This is a genomic window from Aquibacillus rhizosphaerae (assembly GCF_030282825.1).
GTDB classification, from domain to species: Bacteria; Bacillota; Bacilli; order Bacillales; family Amphibacillaceae; genus Aquibacillus_C; species Aquibacillus_C rhizosphaerae.
The window spans coordinates 35,186-54,062 of the sequence record NZ_JASTZU010000001.1 but is presented as its reverse complement, the minus strand read 5'-3'; the positions used below and the strand labels follow the sequence as shown (position 1 = coordinate 54,062).

The following is an 18,877-nucleotide window of genomic DNA, read 5'->3' as shown; positions in this document are numbered from 1 at the left end:
AAATGTGATACAAAATATGACTAATGGTTAGCCTAGTTGTCAGAACTTGGTATCCATAAACAAATTCTTTTTTAAAGGTTATATTAAGATTGATATTTTAAAGTACAAATATAGATTAAACAATAGCTCCCTAATGTAGAAATTCCAACTACAATTAAGGAGCTAAATATTTCATGAAGCAATATCACACACCCTGTTTTAAGACCTTTAGCATTTTATACTGATCTTTCTTTTAGGAGAACACATTCAAACACTTTTGATGGAGCTAAAAAGGTATGCTTCTCTTTAACTCCAATTAAGTAGTAGTAGAAGTTTTCCTATTGTACTTGGTCCTACTATACCATCTACAGTTAATTCATGATCCGCCTGGAACGAACGGACAGCATGATCAGTACTAGAGTCAAAAACAACTGAAGCATCTCGATTATAATAACCTAACTTCTTTAACTGTATTTGTAAAAAGGTCACATCAGCACCCTCGTTATTATTCTTTAGTATTCTTTCAAAAGGAGATTCACCTTTATACTCCATTAGATGAAAAGAAGCATTTGTTAACACTTTTGCCATCTGCGCCCTAGAAACTTTGCCTTTAGGATTAAATTTAGTAGCGCTAACACCTTGAAATATTCCTTGTTGTTTCATTGAAACAATCGCATCATAAGACCAACTTTTTTTCGAGACATCCCGAAACTCTACTGGATTGCTAGTTTTTGAAAAATCATAACCATTTTTAAGGATGTTGTTTAATATCGATGCCATTTGTTCTCGTGTTAACACCTCATTATAGCCAAAAGTACCATCCCCTTTTCCAAGAAACACCTTATGTTGTCTAGCTATTTCAATCGGTTCATAAGCCCATGAGGACGTTGACACATCAGAAAATGATTTATTGAATGGCTGAAGTGGTTGTAAACTAAGTACTCTTACAATGACTGCTGCTGCCTCTTCTCTCGTCAAAGCGTCATTAGGTGCAAATTCGGTTTTTGTTTTACCTTTAAACCAACCTTTTTGTTGTACGTATAGAATTTCATCCTTTGCCCAATTCTTTGTTACGTCAGTAAATATAGTTGCGTCAGGATTACTTAATTCATGTGTATCCGTAACTGGTACACTACTATCATGAGAAGTTAGCCATATCCCAAAATTATCCCAAACAGTTGGATTTTCCTGACCAATACTCCAACTACCTGTTCCTTTTAAATTATACTTATGAACAAGATCAACCTTTGCTTTAATCGATTGGTTATTTTCATACCATACCTCATAATTCCCAGGCTTTAATGTTCTACCTGCAATAGTTGTTGAGTCATTAGTTGACTTAATTGTGAAATTGGCTTTAGGAGATTGGGCCCCAACATCATAGGTAACCACGCCATTATATTTGCTAATGAGCAACTCTACTTGACGACCAGAGGCACCATAGCCACCTATTTCCTCACTATCATTCCAGTATCGTCCAAAAAACGGGAGTCCTAAGACCACTTTATTTGGATCAATTTGTTCATCTTCTACTAAAGCCTTTATTGATTTTTCTACCCAGGAAATACTTGCAACTGGTCCAGCTGGACCACCTTGGTAACTTTCATCATATGCCATCAACATTAAATAGTCTGCGTACTTTACTAACTCTTTGTTGTCGTAAGAACCGTGCCAACCGGTTATCCAATGATTTGGATTCGCAGCAATAGCTACAGATACCTCTTTATCTTTAGGTACCTTTTCCCTTAGTAGTCGGACTAAATCAGTAAAATTATCTCGGTCCTGCTCATTAACATTTTCAATATCTACATTAATACCATCAAAACCATATTGTTTAATTGCATTAGCAATTTGAGTCGACAATTGCTCACGATTTGCTAATGCAGCCCGACCAATTATACGGTTCCAATGGTTACTTAAAAAAGGAACCACTCTTATATTCCGGTTATTCATCTCATCAATAAACTTTCGGTCTACACCAGAAATCAATAGAGAACCATCACTATTTATATTAAAGTAGCTGGGCGAAATGACATCCAAGTTTCCATGTGTTTGATCTACTGCATTAACGACGGATGTAGTTGAACCGAAAAATGAGTATGTCATATTAAATGTTGCTTCATGTGCATTTACTTCGTTTTGCTGTAAAGGAATAGTCGCAATCAACGTTGTACCAATAATTACCTTAGCTGTAACTATGTTTAAGCCAGGGAAATTTTTCTTAATATATGTACTCGCTAATACTTTTATATTCTTATCTTGTTCTTTGTGTTTTGTACCAAGTTCACTAGAAAACTCTTCTAAATTAGGGTCTATGTATAGGTGTATTTCATAGCCTTGTTCCGTATGCACTAACTTCTCATTAATAAATACCATTTATTTAACCTCCAAAACATCGGATATCCTTACTTCTCTAAATATTGACATTAAATAACTAATATAAGAGTTTTATTTCTTATAATTCTCCAAAATGTACTGCACTATTCCCTAATTTAACCAGACTCTATTAGTTCCCTTTTTATTGTAAGCACCTTTGTTGTTTTCAGTGATGATAAACAAATGTTCTACAATAGAAATTTGCGGGGTGTTTTGAATGGCAAAAGATTGTTTTTTGAAGGTCGTAATTCCGTGTGGATAAAGCATTTAGCTCTAGTTAGCTGTTAACAGCTGCTATCACCCGTAGCATAATCTATAGCTTCCCACACTGATATATTTGTAATAAATTAATTACCTGTCGTTTTTCAGTAACGAAAACAGAGAGTTTTCGTCTAAATAAATAAGAGAAATTCACTTAGGAGGGGGCAATTTGAAAAAAATGGGATTACCTCTGTCTTTAATCGTCTTATTACTTGCTTTATCTGTGTCCGGAATTGATAAAGGCTACAGTAATGTTGACAAGATTAAAGTGCCAAAAGATGTAAGCATGATAAAAGTAACAGGTTTGACAATCTATTCAGAAACTAAGAACCGACTTTCAGAAAGGAAGATTGTTTTTGAACAAATTGAAGAAATAGAAGTATTGTTAAAGGCAATCGAGGACTCTACACCTTATTCGGGTCCAACCACTAGTGAAGGTGAAACCCATAATCTAATTATTACTTATACAGATACTACCTCCGAAACAATACACTTATGGCTATACCCTGATAGAAATTCAGGTAGAATTCAAAGAAAGAATTACGAAGGTCCCATCCAAATTCTTAGTAAAGATGATGTACAAAATATCGCAAGAATCTTAGCTAAAAAAAACTCGTAGCAACTGAAGAGAAAGTGAACTCATCTAGAGATGGTTCTCTTCTTTTATTGCTAAATCAACAATATTATTTATTAGCGTATTCATTTAAAAAAAGTCTGATTCCATTTTAACGAAATCAGACTTTTTTTACGAACTTGTTATATTCCAAATCCTAATACCCTAGCGATCATTGTTGCAAATTCTGCTCTTTTAATATTGTCTTTAGGTCCAAAGTTACCATCAGAATATCCATTTGTTATTTTATTTGCTAACAAGTTCTCAATATAATCATGAGCCCAATAATTGCCACTAACATCTGGAAACGAAATGTCACTATTTCCCGTCAATTTATAGGCGCGGACAAGAATAGCAGCCATCTCAGCCCTAGTTAAATAGTCATTTGGCTTAAATTTATTACCATCATATCCATTTATAATTTTCGCATTTACTGCTGCACCGATATATTTAGATGCCCAATAATTGTTTGATACATCAACAAAATTGCTGTTTTCTAGTGGTAAACCTAACTCTCTTATTATGATTGTTGTTGCTTCGGCACGTGTAATTTTATCATTAGGAAGAAAAGTTCCGTTTGAGTAGCCTGTAATCACATTTTGATAATATAAATAGGTTATATTTCTCTCTGCCCAGTGCCCAACTGTATCGGTGAAAATACTATCTGTAGCAATAGTATAATTATAGGTTACAATTTCACTAGTAATGTAGGACTCTATTGTTACAGCCTTTAAAATTGTATTTTTATCTAATTTAATTGGATTTGTATATAATTCTCCTGATGTATGACTTGGATCTGTACCATCCAGCGTATAGTAGATAGCTGAGCCTGAATCACTCGTTAATGCTACCTCAATAGGTTCTAGATATACTCCACTACCTAGCGATGCTACAGGCGCCGCCGAATCAGCTAATTGTGTTTTTTCTATATTCATCTGAATTTCATAACTCTCTTTGGACCAATGATTAAAATAATCATAAACCGCTAGATAATAAGTTCCTGGTTCTACATAGATTGACATCGATTCATTGGCGCCCATTCCATAGTCGTCAATTAATTGACGTTCTATCACAGTAGTTTCATCTTCTTTATATACTATACCTATTAAATCCAATTGGCTGGACGGGTTAGTTAAACTAACAGATAGCTCAGAATTTTGTGTAACCTCAACAGCATACCAATCCACATCCATTGGTAAATCTATTTTATCTTGATACACTTGTCCACTATTTATTTGATTTGCATCTACATAATTATCTGGTTGATCATTCAATAAGGATGGTAAATTAGCAGTCAATGCTCCAAAACCATTTACTCTACCAAAACCTGTAAAAGAATTCCAATCTGCTGTACCTAATTGATCAGCCCCAAGTTGAAGGGCCCATTCAATCTTTTCTGGAGTCCATTCTGGATGTTGACTCTTAATCAATCCTGCTAAAGCACTAACAATAGGAGCGGAAAAAGACGTACCATTCATTGTACTATAACCACCCACATAATTTGTACTATATATATTTTGGCCTGGTGCTGTAATATCTATAAATTCACCATAATTGGTAAAATCAGTTGGGCTATCATTTTCGTCAGTAGCTGCAACACTGATTACCGGTCCATAAGATGCAGGATATGACCATTCACTTGAAGCCTCATTTCCCGCTGCAGCGACTAAAACAATCCCTTCACTATAAGCTTCCTGAATCGCTTGATTTATAGCTTCACTATATTGATAACCACCATAACTCATATTAATGACATCAGCACCATTATCTATCGCATAATATATACCTTCTATCGCATTGAGGGATGAAACTGCACCATCTTTTCTCCCTACTTTTACTGGGAGAATATTAGCATTTAAATCAATACCCGCTATACCAATATTGTCTATATTACTTGCTATAATCCCTGCAATATGTGTACCATGTCCATTATCATCTGACGGATCATTATCATCATTAACAAAATCGTAACCCGGGAGTACCCTACCGGCTAAGTCGGGGTGATTTGCATTTACCCCAGTATCTAAAATTGCAATCTTTACATCTGAGGATCCCTTATTAATATCCCATGCTTTATCCATTTCTATTTTATTTAGATACCATTGCTCATTGTAATGAGGATCAGAAGGGGTAAAGGATGTTTCATATATACTATCTGGCTCAGCATATAGAATGTCCGTTTCATTTCTTAGATCTTCTAACTGTTTATTATAATTACTTTCTTCCGATATTCGTATCAAATAAATATTTTGTTCTTTAATATTTTCTGGTACATCCATTATTTTAACATCGTAAAATTTTTCAACTGGAAAGCTTTCTCCTTGTTTCATTTTCACAAGAATTCCACGTTGGTTTATCTTGTTTTGACTATGGTTTTGACTCTGTATCGTTGATCCCTTTTTAACCCGTACATAATTTGACCTAAAAGATTCGAAGTCTTCAGCCACCGATTCGATGTTTAATGGTTGTTGTTCTACCACTTTCAGATGATTGTCTAACCCCGTCTTATATAATGGTGTACTGTTTTCAGCCGATATTGTAGTAGGATAAATTAATAGAATTACTAAAAGAATAGTTAAGTATTTGGGTATTAATTTTTTGTTCTGCAAATAGTATCAACCTCTCTTGTCTTGTTTTAATTCTATCATTATTAATAGATTAAAAGAATGATAATTATTGGTATCCTATATTCCAGTTAATCAAGTGTTATCCTGGAGTTTCATATTAATATATTTTCACAAACAAACTTTTGATTTTATCGGTTGTATTTGATATAAAAAAATAGCTCTAATCCACCAAATGGATCTTAGAGCTATTAATATATGCTAGACTTTTTTTGATTCAATTAATAATTTATTAAACAGTTTAATCAAGTTCATAATACCAATTTTGTCGTCACCTACAACAATTCTAGTTGGATAAAACCATTTCCAAACTATATATTGTCGCAGATGACTGAATAAGGTAATTATGAAATTGACTCAGTTATTTTTCAATTACAAAATCACCATGTATCCAAGCAAGTTTTCCTTGATATATAATTTTGTACCAAGCGCCATCTTTGACAAAATCCCCATTACTATCTATTACTCCAAGAACAATATCATTTCTATTAAGACTACCTACAACATCACCATTGTTTGGACTATTTCTTACATTTAGAGAACTCGAACCATCTACGTCTATTTGAAGTAGATTTTCAAATGTAAGATAATCACCTGATAACCAGCCAATTTTATCATTAGCTTTTACTTTGTACCATCCACCATTCTCGCCTATTACTGTAACAGTAGCACCTTTAGCTAATGTTGTAATTACACTATATGATGTAGATGGTGCCACTCTTAAGTTTAGGTTAACAGTTGTCTTACCAATCCAACCGGCAGATGCAGTATTTATTCCGTATTGCTTGTCTCCTATTGGTTTTTGAGAACTAATTGGTTGATTGACATAACTAGGAACGTCAAATATTAGATCAAATGCATTAAGTAGATTATATTGCTCATAGATCTTTTGTATAGTTTTTGCTTGAATTGTAGCCCAACTTACATGTGTTGCATATTGATGAGTTCCAGGGACACTTGGATTCCAACGCATCTTATAAAGCGTATCTTGCCCCTCACTAATATAGCCACTACTAATAAACTTAGCACCGCCTAAGATAGCAGCTTCCTTTGTAAACCAACCTTGTTGGTATGCATGCTCAGATCCATCTTTCAATGCTGTATCATCGAAAGCTTTAATACCAAACATGTTATATGTTTTTTTCTCAGGAACTGATTTTCCATTTACTTCAGAAACTGGATAACCAGTAGATAAAGCTGATGTTCCATTTCCCGTTTCATGTAAAGCATGTCCTATTAAGTAAATGACATTTATATTATATTGCTTTCCAGCCTTGATAAATGATGCACCTGTACCTTCTAAACTACCTTTACCTTTTAATATTTTCTCATTTATTTCAGAAGCACTCAACCCATCGGTGTACGATAATTTAAGAAACTGAAAGAACTCTGATGATTCCTTGGAGAAGTTATTAGGATTCGCATAATACGCAACTAATTCTTTACTTGAAATAAATCTGCCTGCACCGTCAACTTTTGGTGTTTTAGTCACCTGAGTATTAATTACATCTGTAAAATTTGAATTATATTGGGTGTACAATATATTACTACCACTTTTTTTATCATTCATTGTCCTAAAAAGAAACGCCGCAAACTCACCTCTGGTTATAGCAGCTTTAGGATTAAAATTCGATGATTGTTTCGTTATTCCATATTGAGCTAAGATTTTTACATCGTTTCTGTGTGCTAGAGAGACGTTCGATAAGTTAATACCAGGATTAGTACCGTTATCCTTTAACCCAAACGCTCTAACAAACGTAGTTGCTACTTGCTCCCGAGTCATCGGGTCATTTGGGGAAAACAGTCTATTACTACCCTTAAAAATAGCTGGAGTAACTGCGGCAATTTCTTTTGCATTCGCACTATCTACAGATACATCATTGTAGTATGTACTTAATGTCTTTTCTACATTTGCCGGCACATTGGGCCTCAAAGCATTATATAATAAAAGTGCTCCATGACGACGAACCAATGTTCTATTTACTTGAAAGGTACCATCTAAGTAACCATTAATCACACCACTTTCTGTAAGCTCCATAATTGGTATATAAAATGTGTCCCCTTTGTCCACATCGCTAAACTCATTACTATATGAAGCTGATGCGATACGAGGAAATGTTAAGCCTATAAAAAAAAGTACTGCAATAATAGGAATAAGTAATACCTTGTTGTTAGACCCTTTTTGCATTTTTTTCCCCCTCTTAGTTAATCTATAACTCTATTTATATATTAGCCCAAAATTACTTCAATTTCTACCATTTTCCGACAAAAAATATTACTAAAAGTTCTATATAGTAAGAAAGTTCTAGTTAATACGTCTAAGCGAACACAATTTTCAGAAGAAGCGGAGGAGGACTTATACAGTTTCTTTTGCTTTAGTTCATCAAAAAATAGCCGCGATTCCACAATTGGAATCGCGTCCATATATAAAATCACTTACAACATCTTGAGGATTCAATTTAACTGGAGCGCCTCTTAGCATAAATATAGAATAATCGCCACGTTTGGCATTAGTTTAAGTACCAAATTCAGTTAAAACACACCTGACGTTACATCGTATTCTACTAGTGCAGAAACTGATTGCTTATACATTGGAGCATCATCATTGAATTGTACTAAATTATTACTAGATTCAGGACCAAAGTCTAGCACAATCCAAATAGCTAATTCACCACTTGTGATTACACTACAAGAATCAATAAAGTTGTTTCTGTTTTACCACATGAAACAGGTACCTATATAAAATTCCGAAGACATCCTATCACTTTCTATTTAATAAGGTTCGAATCCGATACCTTTACTAACTTTCTTCCCATTATTACCTTCACCACTACTATTATAACTACAGCTATCTTCATGGACATCATAATTGCTACGATTATCAATTACTAACGATGTTGTTAACTACAATTTACTACTATGTCTTGCAGAGATAATATCCTGAAAAAAACACCTACAAGATTATAAAAATAGGTAAAGTACTAAATGGAAATTATTGGACAGATAACTGCATATTCATAGACTTTGTCGTTTTCACCCTATTATAGAGTGGGATCTATTGTGCAAGCTTCCATCTTAAGTTATGGTAGTAAATAGAATAGTATATTAGGGGGAATGTAATATCAAAAAAATTAGTATTATTTCTATCATTTTTATCGCTCTTCTATCTTTCTCAACAACTAGCAGCGCCGCTAGTAATTTCCCAGATCTACCTTCATGGGCAGAAGGTGAAATCAATTATTTAAACGAATTAAATGTTGTAAACGGGTATTCAAATGGATTGTTTGGAACAAATGATAACATTAAACGCAGTGAGGCTGCTGTTATGCTTGCAAGATCAAAAGGAATAGCGAATGAAAATGGGTCAACCACACCACTTTTTTCGGATGTAAAGAATAGTTCTTACTATTTTCAAGCCGTCCAGGCAGCGGCATCAAAAGGTTACATAAATGGATTTACTGATGGTACGTTCCGACCAAATGAGACCTTAACCAGAGCAGAAATGGCAAAAATCATCTCTGTAGCCTATAACTTAGAATCGAATAATAGTATTTCTTTTTCTGACTCGTCCAATAGCTGGGCAAATCATTATATTGAAGGCTTAGTTAATAACGGTGTTACCAACGGATATTCAGATGGTACTTTTCGACCAAACAATAATATTACTCGAGTAGAATTTTCATTAATGCTTGCAAGAGCTATGAATACTACATTTAGAGTCAAACCCAATTTTAAAGCAAGTGAATTTGTCACGGCTGTCATTGAATTAACAAATATTGAAAGAAAGAAGTATGGATTACCAGCTCTGCAAGCTTATCCTGAATTAAACAAAGTAGCTAACGCAAAAGCAATAGACATGAATGAAAACAACTACTTTTCTCACACGAGTCCTACATATGGATCACCGTTTGAAATGATGAATGATTTTGGTATTACCTATCAATCTGCAGGCGAAAACATTGCTTCTGGTTATCTTACACCAGAAAGAGTCGTGAATGCTTGGATGAACAGTGAGGGACACCGTAAGAATATTCTTCGAGATTACTTTACACATATTGGCGTTGGATTTGAAGATGATGGTTACAATTGGGTACAGATGTTTGTTAAGAAGTAGTGCTTAAATATAGTGTTAAATGAGTTTGAAAAAATATGATATATGTAACTATTTATGATGAACAGGCGCTCAACCTGTTCTTTTTATTTATAAGGTTTGCTTCATGTACATGTTTAATAAAAAATGAAGAACTTCTATTTCTAGAAGTCCTTCATTATTAAATAACTACACTTGAAGAAAAAAACAATAATATAATAGGCTCCCACGTCAATAACAAAGTATCCAATAACACGATTTATCCCTTTAGCTATCACTTTAGTCTGCATCTTTAAACTGCCATCATAACAAGAATTATATAAGTGCTGGAAACTTAACAAGATTAGAGTATTCCACCCAATACATCATCTTCTAACATACAACCTTTTTTCAACTGTTAAATAACCGATTTCGACCATGCGACTATAGGTTGAATTATCTTACCTATCAGAAGTTCTAGCGCAAATGATAATTAACAGCTGACCTAAAGGCTGAAACAAACACAATCACTCTATGGTTTTATTTTTGATTAATATAATCTTGAATCCCTAGACTAATTGCTTTGGCTGCTTTTTCTCTCCATTGTGGAGAACCAAGCTTCTTTGCATCTGACTTGTTATCAATAAATCCTAATTCAACTAAAGTACTAGGCATTCTGGTATTCTCTCTCAATACATGGAAGTTGCTACCTTTAACCCCTCGATCTGCCATATTAAGCTGTTCAAGCATACGAATTTGTATGGCTTCAGCTAACTTCTTACTTTCTGCTCTAATCAAGGAGAGTTGCTCGTTCGATGAAGATGACGAACTATAGTAGTATGTTTCTGTGCCATTTGCAATCCCGTTAAAGGCGTTAGCATGAATACTAACAAATGCATCAGCTTTATTCTTATTCGCTATATCAACCCGTTGACTTAGAGAAAGAAAGACGTCCTCCGACCGTGTTAACACAACATCAATCACAGCATTGTTAACATATTGATTGTCTAAATATTCCTCAATTCGAAGTGAAGTATCTAAATTAATATCTTTTTCGTAAAGTCCATTACCAATGGCACCAGGGTCTCCTGAGCCCTTCTCATACTGTACATTACTTTTTCCTCCATGCCCTGGATCTATTATAACTTTAATTACCTCAATAGGCGCTACACTTACTCTAAAATCATGGTTTAATGCTCTGGATAGAAATAAGGAGAAATCAGATCGAGTTAGTAGACTGTGTGACTTGAAACTCTTTCCATCAATACCATCTGATATACCCGCTGCAGCAATATTATTAATGGCAGTATAAGCTCTACTTCCTTTAGGTTTGTCTATGAAATAGTTATTTTCAGTAGATTCGAGATTAAATGCATTGTCTAATAGAATCGCCATTTGGCCACGTGTAATAATCTCATTAGGTCTAAATGTACCATCAGCAAATCCATTAATTAGATTATGTTCTACTGCGGATTGTATATAACCTGAAGCGAAACTAGTTTTCACTACATCTTTAAAGGTCGTTTTTCTTTGTGTTCCATCTAGTTCAAGCATCCTACTTAACATAACAGCAGCTTCAGATCTTTTCAATTGGACGTTTGGCTTGAAGTTACCTCCACCTAATCCTTGTACTATGTTATTCTCTGCTAAATAGGTGATTTCTTTATACGCTCGGTGACTTTTACTTACATCATTAAAATTACTAGCATAAACTGGATAAGAACCCATCAGAAAAACAAAAAACACGACAAACGACAGACAACGCCAAGTATTCTTTCTCTTCAATTATAATGTCCCCCTAGTTGTAATTACTTATCTATAAGATTACTACACTATTAGACAAATTGATAGATGATTCGAACGTTTATAACAAAAAAATCTTCCACTATATTCCATATTTTGTAGTTAATTGTTAGTTATTGTCTCCAAATTTTATTAATTTTTTGTCTTGTTTAACTAGCGATTCATTATGAGTAAAACAGTTTTGACAACTGAAAAGGCGACAGTGCATTAGTGCACCGCCGCCTTTTTTAGTTATATTTAGCCAAGGCTCTATATAAAAGTATTGAAAAGTCTCTTCTTGTTATCTCTTTACGGAAACCGTATTCTGTATCATTTATTCCACTAGTTATATTATTGGCATAAAGCGTCTGAATTGCAGATTCAAATTGGTGCCCAGCAGGTACATCCTTAAACCTCTTATCTGAGCTTCCTTTTATTTCAAATGAACGAACAAGTACTGCAGCCATTTCACTTCTTGTTAGCTTATCAGATTTGTTGAACTTTCCTCCTGCCCCTCGAAAAATGCCAGCTTCTTTTGCTGCAGCAATTTCACGATAAAAGTTATCCCCTACCTTCACATCACTAAAACCTGTTTCAGGTACATCAGGAGTCGGTAAATTTAGTGCGCGAACAAACATAAGTGCAGCTTGAACTCTAGTTAATGTTTCTGTCGGACGAAAGGTGCCATCACTAAACCCGCCAATAATCTCCTGTTCAGCTAACGCTGAAACCTCTTCAAATCCACGGTTGTCAGGTGAACTAAAGTCTAGGAAACTATTTTTACTACCTAAATAGCTCGAAGCAACATAACCTGTTTCTCCATCTCTAGTCTTAACAGGATACAAAACATAATGATTATATTCTGATGAAGGATACACTTTTTCACCTGTTACAAGAACTGGCTCCCCCTTTTCTAACCCTCTTATTAATTCTCCTTCAGGATGTTCTCTTAAATTTACTACACTTGTTGTTGGCAAAACCTGACCTTTTTTAAATGATTGTTTTGTACCTGTGAGCGGACCGGGAATATTGTAATTCAATTTATTCCCAAAATATATCGTTGTACTGTTTGGTTTATAATACAAATCTAATACATTTTTATCAATCGGTGTTACAGATAATAAGCCTTGATTTTGTATATGTCTATAGATAGTTTCCTGGTAGGTTTCAGGACCTAAATTAGGATCGTTAACCTTCGACCTTCCATTATATGCCATAATGGCAAAATACCAATTTTCTAATTTATCTTTAGAACCATTGTTTATAATCGGCAGCGCCGTTTCAGCTAAGGGATTTGCTGCCAAATTCCACTTTTCAAGAAGAATCTCTGCGCCTTTTTGGATATTATATTTTATATCATATTTTAATTGATGTTCAACTTCAGGGTGGTCAGACAAGTAGCTTTTGGGTAAGGTGATTTGCATTATTCCAAAGCCGCCATCACCTTCCAAATTAGTAATAGGAGAACCATTAGTATCAAATTGTCTCCAAGTACTTTCCTGCCAAGCTATCGCCTTAAGAATCTCAGGTGGGATTCCCTTCGCATTTGCAGCTTCAGTAATCATCTTATTTATCTCTGATGCAGATGGATTCTTATAATTATTAAAATCATTTGATTTCATCATAGATTTGGTCTCTACTTTTTCTATTGTTTTATCACCCAGCACAATTTGTTGATCAGATAGTTTAAATGTTTGCACTTCCAAAGAAGAGGACTCTGCTGATTCGTCATTTTCTACATATTTAGGGTACGTAACACTAATCTCATTATTTTCATACGTAACAATACCTCTAGTAAAGTCAGTAGAGTGATAGATATCAATTAAATTAGCATCTTCTAAATAAAATAAATCAAATGAGACATAAGAACCTGAACCAAGCAATCTAGATTCTACCAAAAGGTAATTATTTTCTATGTGTACTTTTTCTATGATCCCTTGAGAAACCTGTTCTACGTATAATACTTCTCCTTCATTCAAAATTTTATAAGAAGAGTTATCTGCATTTGCAACTTGTAGCTCTAAGCCACTTTTCAAATCAATCGTGACACTTTCATTATACTTAATATCTATTTTTCTATTATTTGTTTCTGCATAACTAATAGTTGAGTTGCAAAAGACAAAAACTAGCGCGATTAATAACATAATAGAGTTCTTATTTATTCCCACAGTAATTTCTCCTTTTCAATAAAACTTTCATTCCAACTTCTTCCATTATACTCTTACTTTAGCAATAAAAAAAGACCTCTATTGATGAAATAAAGATCTTAATTAGCTTCAATAAAGTTCTGTAATAAAGTTAATAGCTGTTCCTTTTTTGATTCAAAATGCTTCGGTTCAAATTCACTCGCTTCTTCTATCACTTCTGAGAGAGAACTCTCCTCTTTCCATTCTAAAATATATCCAGATTCCGTAAAAATCTTAATGATTTCTAATTGATGATCGTCATTATGTTCTCCGTATTTTTTCAATCGTGCGGCAGCAATTACACGTTTATCTTTTTTTAAACCTGTAATAATAGATCCTGTCCCGCCATGAGATATAATTAACCGTGCATCATCATATAATTTATTCATTTCTTCGTAGGATACAAAGGGAATCATTTTCATTACATCACTGTTATATTTTGTATTGCCAGATTGAACAATAATCTCTTCTTCTAAATTAAGATCCGCCTTTGCCTGTTCTATAGCTTTCAATAAACGATCAAAAGGCATTTCATGTGTTCCTAATGTAACTAGTATCAATAAATAGACCCCCCATATGTGGCTTTAGGGTAAAATTTCTTCATCGACTCCCATTGAACAATAAATAAATCTGCAATTGGGTATACGATTCTCCCAGCTAAAGTGGGACTCTGAGACTTAGCAAAACTTTCTATAAAAACTACTTTCTTTCCAAATAATTTGGCAATATAACACATAGGTACGGATGTATGTGCTCCAGTTGTGATAATAATATCTGGCCGATGTTGTAAAAATAAGATAAAAGACTTAATTATATTAAAACTAAATTTAAAAATATATCGGATTGGGTTATTTCTCGCTCCATATACTAAAAATGACATCGGATATTGACTCTTTAGCTTCTTTGTCACTTGCGTCGATTCCGTAATGATATGATAATCATATTGCTCAAACAATGACTTCAATTCGAGTAATTGTGTTAAATGACCCCCAACCGATGCAATTAAAAGAAGCTTTTTATTGTGTTTGGGTTTGTTTTTCATCTATAGATTCTCCCTTATAGATTGAGATGACCTTGTTTAACAATGTATCGCTATTATGTTCCCTTGCTCGATGCAATCCATTTTCAATCAACTGATCTGCACGTTTGTCATCATTCAAAATATTCGTTATTGAGTTAGCCAATTGGTCCGAGTTTTTAACCGGAAATTTTACACCACAATTATCACCGAGCAGAATGGATAGTCCACCGACATCACTTCCAACTACCGGGATGCCTGAACTCATTGCTTCTAATGCCACAAGTCCAAACCCTTCCATCCATGAAGGTAAAACAAGCATTTCTGATGCATTCATCCAGTAAGCAACTTCCTCTGGCGAAAGGACTCCATGAAACACTACTTGCTCTTCTATGTCTAGTCTCTTGATTTTTTCTTGTACTTGGTCAAAAAAAGATTTGTTTTTATAGGGACCAACTATATGCAGTCTTACTTTTGAGTTATTTTGATATATGCCCTGAAAAGCCTCCAAGAGCTCCAATACACCTTTTTCTTTTATTATATTACCCACGAATAAAATTATTTTTTCATCTTCTGGAACGTCTAATTTCTTTTTGATTGCTTGTTTGTCTCTTACCTGAAAGGTATTCTGATCGACTCCCATAGAAAGCATGGATATCTTATCTTCTTTCACATGAAAGTCATTTAACAAATCTTGATACAGACCGTAACCAACACAAATTACTTGATCAGCCTCGTGTAAAATTGTTCTCGTCAAATTAAATATTCGTTCACTCTTTCTAGCCATCTTATCGATGTCACCACCATGAACTGTTACAATTAATCGACGTTTCCACAACCTTTTTGCCATTAATCCGAAAATTCCTGCTGGGAAAACGTAATGAACATGTACTACTTTATACCAATTTCCTTTGAATAAAATGTGAAAAAATGCTTTTAACATCCATAAAAAGTATTTTTTCAACACATGAAATTTATCTGTTCGAGGATCTCTAATAGAAATAATATTAGAAACCCATCCTCTTTCCTCCAACTGATCCACTTGTTTCTTTACAAAAATACCAAATGTAGGATAATTATCACTAGGATACATATTACTTAAGATTAAAATTTTATTTTTAATTGCTCTCACCGGCTTCCGCATAATAAATCTCTTTCGTATTGGTTCCATGCTCCTTATTTATAATAGCTTTGCCTTATCATTATCAAGATAGGAATCAAATTTACGATCTCCCATAATGAATGCCAATATCATAAAGAAAAACAGTGTGAATATATCCATCTCCCAAATATTATAGATAAGACCGCCACCATAACTAAATAAGACAAGCAGTACACCTAAGTTTGCAAACGGATTTGATTTTCTTTTTTTCCAAACCATATATAACATGGAAAGAAGAAATACAGCGAATGTTAATACACCTAATATTCCAGTTTGAGCTATTATTTGTGTGTATTGGCCGTCTGAGTAAAAACTTTCTCGTATATCATATTCATCTGCAATTGGGGTACCAAAACTTTTTGTAGCAGAGTCCCCGTATGTGCCAAACCCTGAACCTATAATAGGATTGTCAATAAACACTTTCATTCCATTTTTAATAATCATTACTCTTCCGCTATTAGTACTTCTTTCCATAGAAGCACCCACTCCACCTTCCTGTTTAACAATTTCAGCAAGGCTTCCTCCTAATTGATCTACACTAGTTTTATCTTTCTTTCCTTTGCCTACATTTTCATCGCCTTGTTGCGAATCATTTTCTCCATTATTAAATTCATTCACCGCATATTGTACTGGCTCGACAACTAGAAATTGAGCCACAACTAGTATTAATACAATATGTGCGATTTTACGCCAGTTTCTAATCATAACAATATAAAGAACAGCTAAAACAGTTATGAGCAGCAACATCCCTTTTGAATCTGTGAGCAGAAAAACACCTGCTAAAAATACCAAAATAACATCAATTATCCATTTGAAGTTTTTCTGAATATGACGCAGATATAAAGTTGTGATAAAGGTAAACGTCATATATACCGCTAAATGATTGGGGTTATTTATTAAACCATAGATACGCAACTTATTTCTATCATTTAATTCTGCCTCCTGCCATTCGAGTGGCAATAATAACTCTCTAGCAGATAACTTTTCAATAAGCCCGTGGATGATTAAAACTATTGCTGTACTTAACGTAAGCCAGATAAATTTCTTTACATCTTTTGTCGTAATGTCCAATCTAATTACAACGTAATAAATAATATACATTAATAAAAATGCTCTGATTTGAAATATAATTGCTACTAAATCTACTCCAGTCATCAAGGCTGAAAGAGAGCCAATTACAAGAAATATAAAAAAGGCCCACTCAAACAGTTTGAATTTAAACAAATCTTGCCACTTACCTTTATAAAGATAGGTAATTACTACAGAAATGAGTGCACCAAATATAATGGCGTCCGTAATTCCTTTAAGTGCATCTTGATAAGTTATCAGTAAAGGGCGAAGTGGAGTATATATAATTAGTATTAACAATGCCTGTTTTGGTTTGAATATAGCTAATAGAAAAAATATAAATGTTATAATAAATGCAACAAATGTGTACGGTAATACCATACCAATAATTAATAATATAAGCGAAATTAAAAAGATATAATTGTCCTTCATTACTAGCTTCATGTCTATACCATCCTTAAAAATTTATCGAAATAGCCTTCATTAGTATAGCATTGAGGGCTTATTCTGACAAATCTAGTTTTGTGTCGACAACCACAGATTTCTACACATTGTCTTTCTATTGTAAAGATGATAAAATATTAATGATTTTTAAAGAAAATAGGTGAAAATATTGAAAATAGCACTATCAGGTTTCTATGGAGCTGGAAACACCGGTGACGAAGCCATACTAGAAGCGATTATAGATAATTTAAATGATTCTTTGGAATCCCCAGAAATAACTGTTCTTTCATTAAATCCCCAAGAAACTTCTAAACGCCATAAAGTAAAAGCGGTTTATAGAGCATGGAGAAGAGAAAATAGGGAAAAATGGCAAGTTTTACGTGAAGCTGATGTATTAATAAGCGGTGGTGGTGGGCTTCTTCAAGATACTTACCCGACAAAAGTAATTTTTGGACCACTTCCATATTATTTACTAATTGTTTTTTTAGCTAAGCTAGCTAGAACTAAGGTTATGTTTTTTTCACAGGGTATTGGCCCAGTAAATACAAATTACGGTAAGTGGTTAATGCGAAGGTTTGCGAATATGGCCGATTTAATTACTGTTCGTGACTCCCATTCTAAAAATTTATTACAATCGCTTAAAGTAACAAAACCTGAGACAATTGTAACAGCAGATATAGTATTTGCATTCAAAAGAAAAACAGATAACAGTTGTTTTTTAAGCTTACCAGAAAAATGGAAAAATTATAAAGATTCTTTAGTTGCTGTTTCTGTAAGACCTTGGTTTGGAAGTGATGACTACTATGATAAAATTGCAGATAGTTTAGACTCACTAATAAAAAGTGACGATGTTTATCCAGTTTTTGTTCCAATGGAAGGAATACATGATATTCGTGCTTCAAAAGAAGTAATACGCCGTATGCAGTTTGGTAAACAATGTACGATTTTAGATGGGGAATTCACACCAAATCAATACCTTAACTTTATTGCTGAAACCAAACTATTGATAGGAATGAGATTACATGCATTAATTTTTGCTACGATTTGCCATGTCCCTCATATTGGAATTAGTTATGACCCTAAAGTAGAGAGTCTGTTAAAACGAAATGGTCTATGGGATTATTCATTTCTATTAGAAGATATTGACTCAAATCAATTAGCAGAAAATGCTCATTCAATATTAAATAATACGGCTGAAGCTAGAGCTAACTTAAAAGTTTCAGCTGAATCCCTTAGAAAAGAAGCCTTACGAAATATTGAACTACTAAAAGAAAATTTTCATTAAAGATACATAA

General features: G+C 33.8%; 12 protein-coding genes and 1 pseudogene. 4 read left to right on the top strand and 9 right to left on the bottom strand.

Annotated elements, in window-relative coordinates; translation table 11 throughout:
• Positions 1–285: 285 nt before the first annotated feature.
• Positions 286–2,355, bottom strand: a complete 2,070-nt coding sequence (locus tag QQS35_RS00215; protein WP_285929661.1) for a glycosyl hydrolase family 18 protein — start codon at positions 2,353–2,355, stop codon at positions 286–288.
• A gap of 430 nt (positions 2,356–2,785) precedes the next feature.
• Here QQS35_RS00215 and QQS35_RS00210 point away from each other — a divergent pair, with 430 nt between their 5' ends.
• A complete protein-coding gene (locus QQS35_RS00210; RefSeq protein ID WP_285929660.1) occupies positions 2,786–3,235 on the top strand; it encodes a hypothetical protein in 450 nt (149 codons plus the stop codon).
• Between the two features lie 137 nt (positions 3,236–3,372).
• Here the strand turns inward: QQS35_RS00210 and QQS35_RS00205 are convergent, their stop codons facing one another.
• Positions 3,373–5,838, bottom strand: coding sequence for a S8 family serine peptidase (locus QQS35_RS00205; protein ID WP_285929659.1), 2,466 nt, complete (start codon positions 5,836–5,838; stop codon positions 3,373–3,375).
• Positions 5,839–6,214: 376 nt separating this feature from the next.
• Complete coding sequence (locus QQS35_RS00200) at positions 6,215–8,041, bottom strand: SH3 domain-containing protein (protein ID WP_285929658.1); 1,827 nt, start codon at positions 8,039–8,041, stop codon at positions 6,215–6,217.
• Positions 8,042–8,974: 933 nt separating this feature from the next.
• Here QQS35_RS00200 and QQS35_RS22870 point away from each other — a divergent pair.
• A pseudogene (locus QQS35_RS22870) lies at positions 8,975–9,163 on the top strand (S-layer homology domain-containing protein); the annotation flags it as partial.
• A 15-nt stretch (positions 9,164–9,178) separates the two neighbouring features.
• Positions 9,179–9,967: an S-layer homology domain-containing protein gene (locus tag QQS35_RS00195; RefSeq protein ID WP_285929657.1), complete on the top strand. Its 789-nt coding sequence runs from the start codon at positions 9,179–9,181 to the stop codon at positions 9,965–9,967.
• A gap of 495 nt (positions 9,968–10,462) precedes the next feature.
• Here the strand turns inward: QQS35_RS00195 and QQS35_RS00190 are convergent, their stop codons facing one another.
• From QQS35_RS00190 to QQS35_RS00165, 6 genes are all read right to left on the bottom strand, one after another.
• Entirely contained in the window at positions 10,463–11,707 is a 1,245-nt protein-coding gene (locus QQS35_RS00190) for an N-acetylmuramoyl-L-alanine amidase (RefSeq protein ID WP_285929655.1), read from the bottom strand.
• A gap of 245 nt (positions 11,708–11,952) precedes the next feature.
• On the bottom strand, positions 11,953–13,872 hold the full coding sequence (locus QQS35_RS00185; protein WP_285929654.1) for an S-layer homology domain-containing protein: 1,920 nt from the start codon (positions 13,870–13,872) through the stop codon (positions 11,953–11,955).
• Positions 13,873–13,970: 98 nt separating this feature from the next.
• Complete coding sequence (pssE, locus tag QQS35_RS00180) at positions 13,971–14,450, bottom strand: PssE/Cps14G family polysaccharide biosynthesis glycosyltransferase (RefSeq protein WP_285929653.1); 480 nt, start codon at positions 14,448–14,450, stop codon at positions 13,971–13,973.
• The gene (gene pssD, locus QQS35_RS00175) at positions 14,447–14,932 is read right to left on the bottom strand and encodes a PssD/Cps14F family polysaccharide biosynthesis glycosyltransferase (protein WP_285929652.1); all 486 of its coding nucleotides are present in this window, start codon (positions 14,930–14,932) and stop codon (positions 14,447–14,449) included. The genes pssE and pssD overlap by 4 nt, the downstream gene beginning before the upstream one ends.
• Positions 14,907–16,052 (bottom strand): glycosyltransferase, encoded by a 1,146-nt coding sequence (locus QQS35_RS00170; protein WP_285929651.1) that lies wholly within the window; start codon positions 16,050–16,052, stop codon positions 14,907–14,909. The genes pssD and QQS35_RS00170 overlap by 26 nt, the downstream gene beginning before the upstream one ends.
• Before the next feature lie 36 nt (positions 16,053–16,088).
• Positions 16,089–17,582, bottom strand: a complete 1,494-nt coding sequence (locus tag QQS35_RS00165; RefSeq protein WP_285929649.1) for an O-antigen ligase family protein — start codon at positions 17,580–17,582, stop codon at positions 16,089–16,091.
• 169 nt (positions 17,583–17,751) lie between these two features.
• Between QQS35_RS00165 and csaB the strand changes: the two genes are divergently transcribed.
• Positions 17,752–18,867 carry a polysaccharide pyruvyl transferase CsaB gene (gene csaB, locus QQS35_RS00160; RefSeq protein ID WP_285929647.1) on the top strand — a complete coding sequence of 372 codons (1,116 nt, stop codon included), beginning with the start codon at positions 17,752–17,754 and terminating at the stop codon, positions 18,865–18,867.
• The last annotated feature ends 10 nt before the right edge of the window (positions 18,868–18,877 follow it).

Coding starts and splice junctions, on each gene's coding strand:
- QQS35_RS00170 (WP_285929651.1), bottom strand. CDS start 16,052: ATGCGGAAGCCGGTGAGAGCAATTAAAAATAAAATTTTAATCTTAAGT.
- QQS35_RS00215 (WP_285929661.1), bottom strand. CDS start 2,355: ATGGTATTTATTAATGAGAAGTTAGTGCATACGGAACAAGGCTATGAA.
- QQS35_RS00195 (WP_285929657.1), top strand. CDS start 9,179: ATGCTTGCAAGATCAAAAGGAATAGCGAATGAAAATGGGTCAACCACA.
- QQS35_RS00165 (WP_285929649.1), bottom strand. CDS start 17,582: ATGAAGCTAGTAATGAAGGACAATTATATCTTTTTAATTTCGCTTATA.
- QQS35_RS00200 (WP_285929658.1), bottom strand. CDS start 8,041: ATGCAAAAAGGGTCTAACAACAAGGTATTACTTATTCCTATTATTGCA.
- pssD (WP_285929652.1), bottom strand. CDS start 14,932: ATGAAAAACAAACCCAAACACAATAAAAAGCTTCTTTTAATTGCATCG.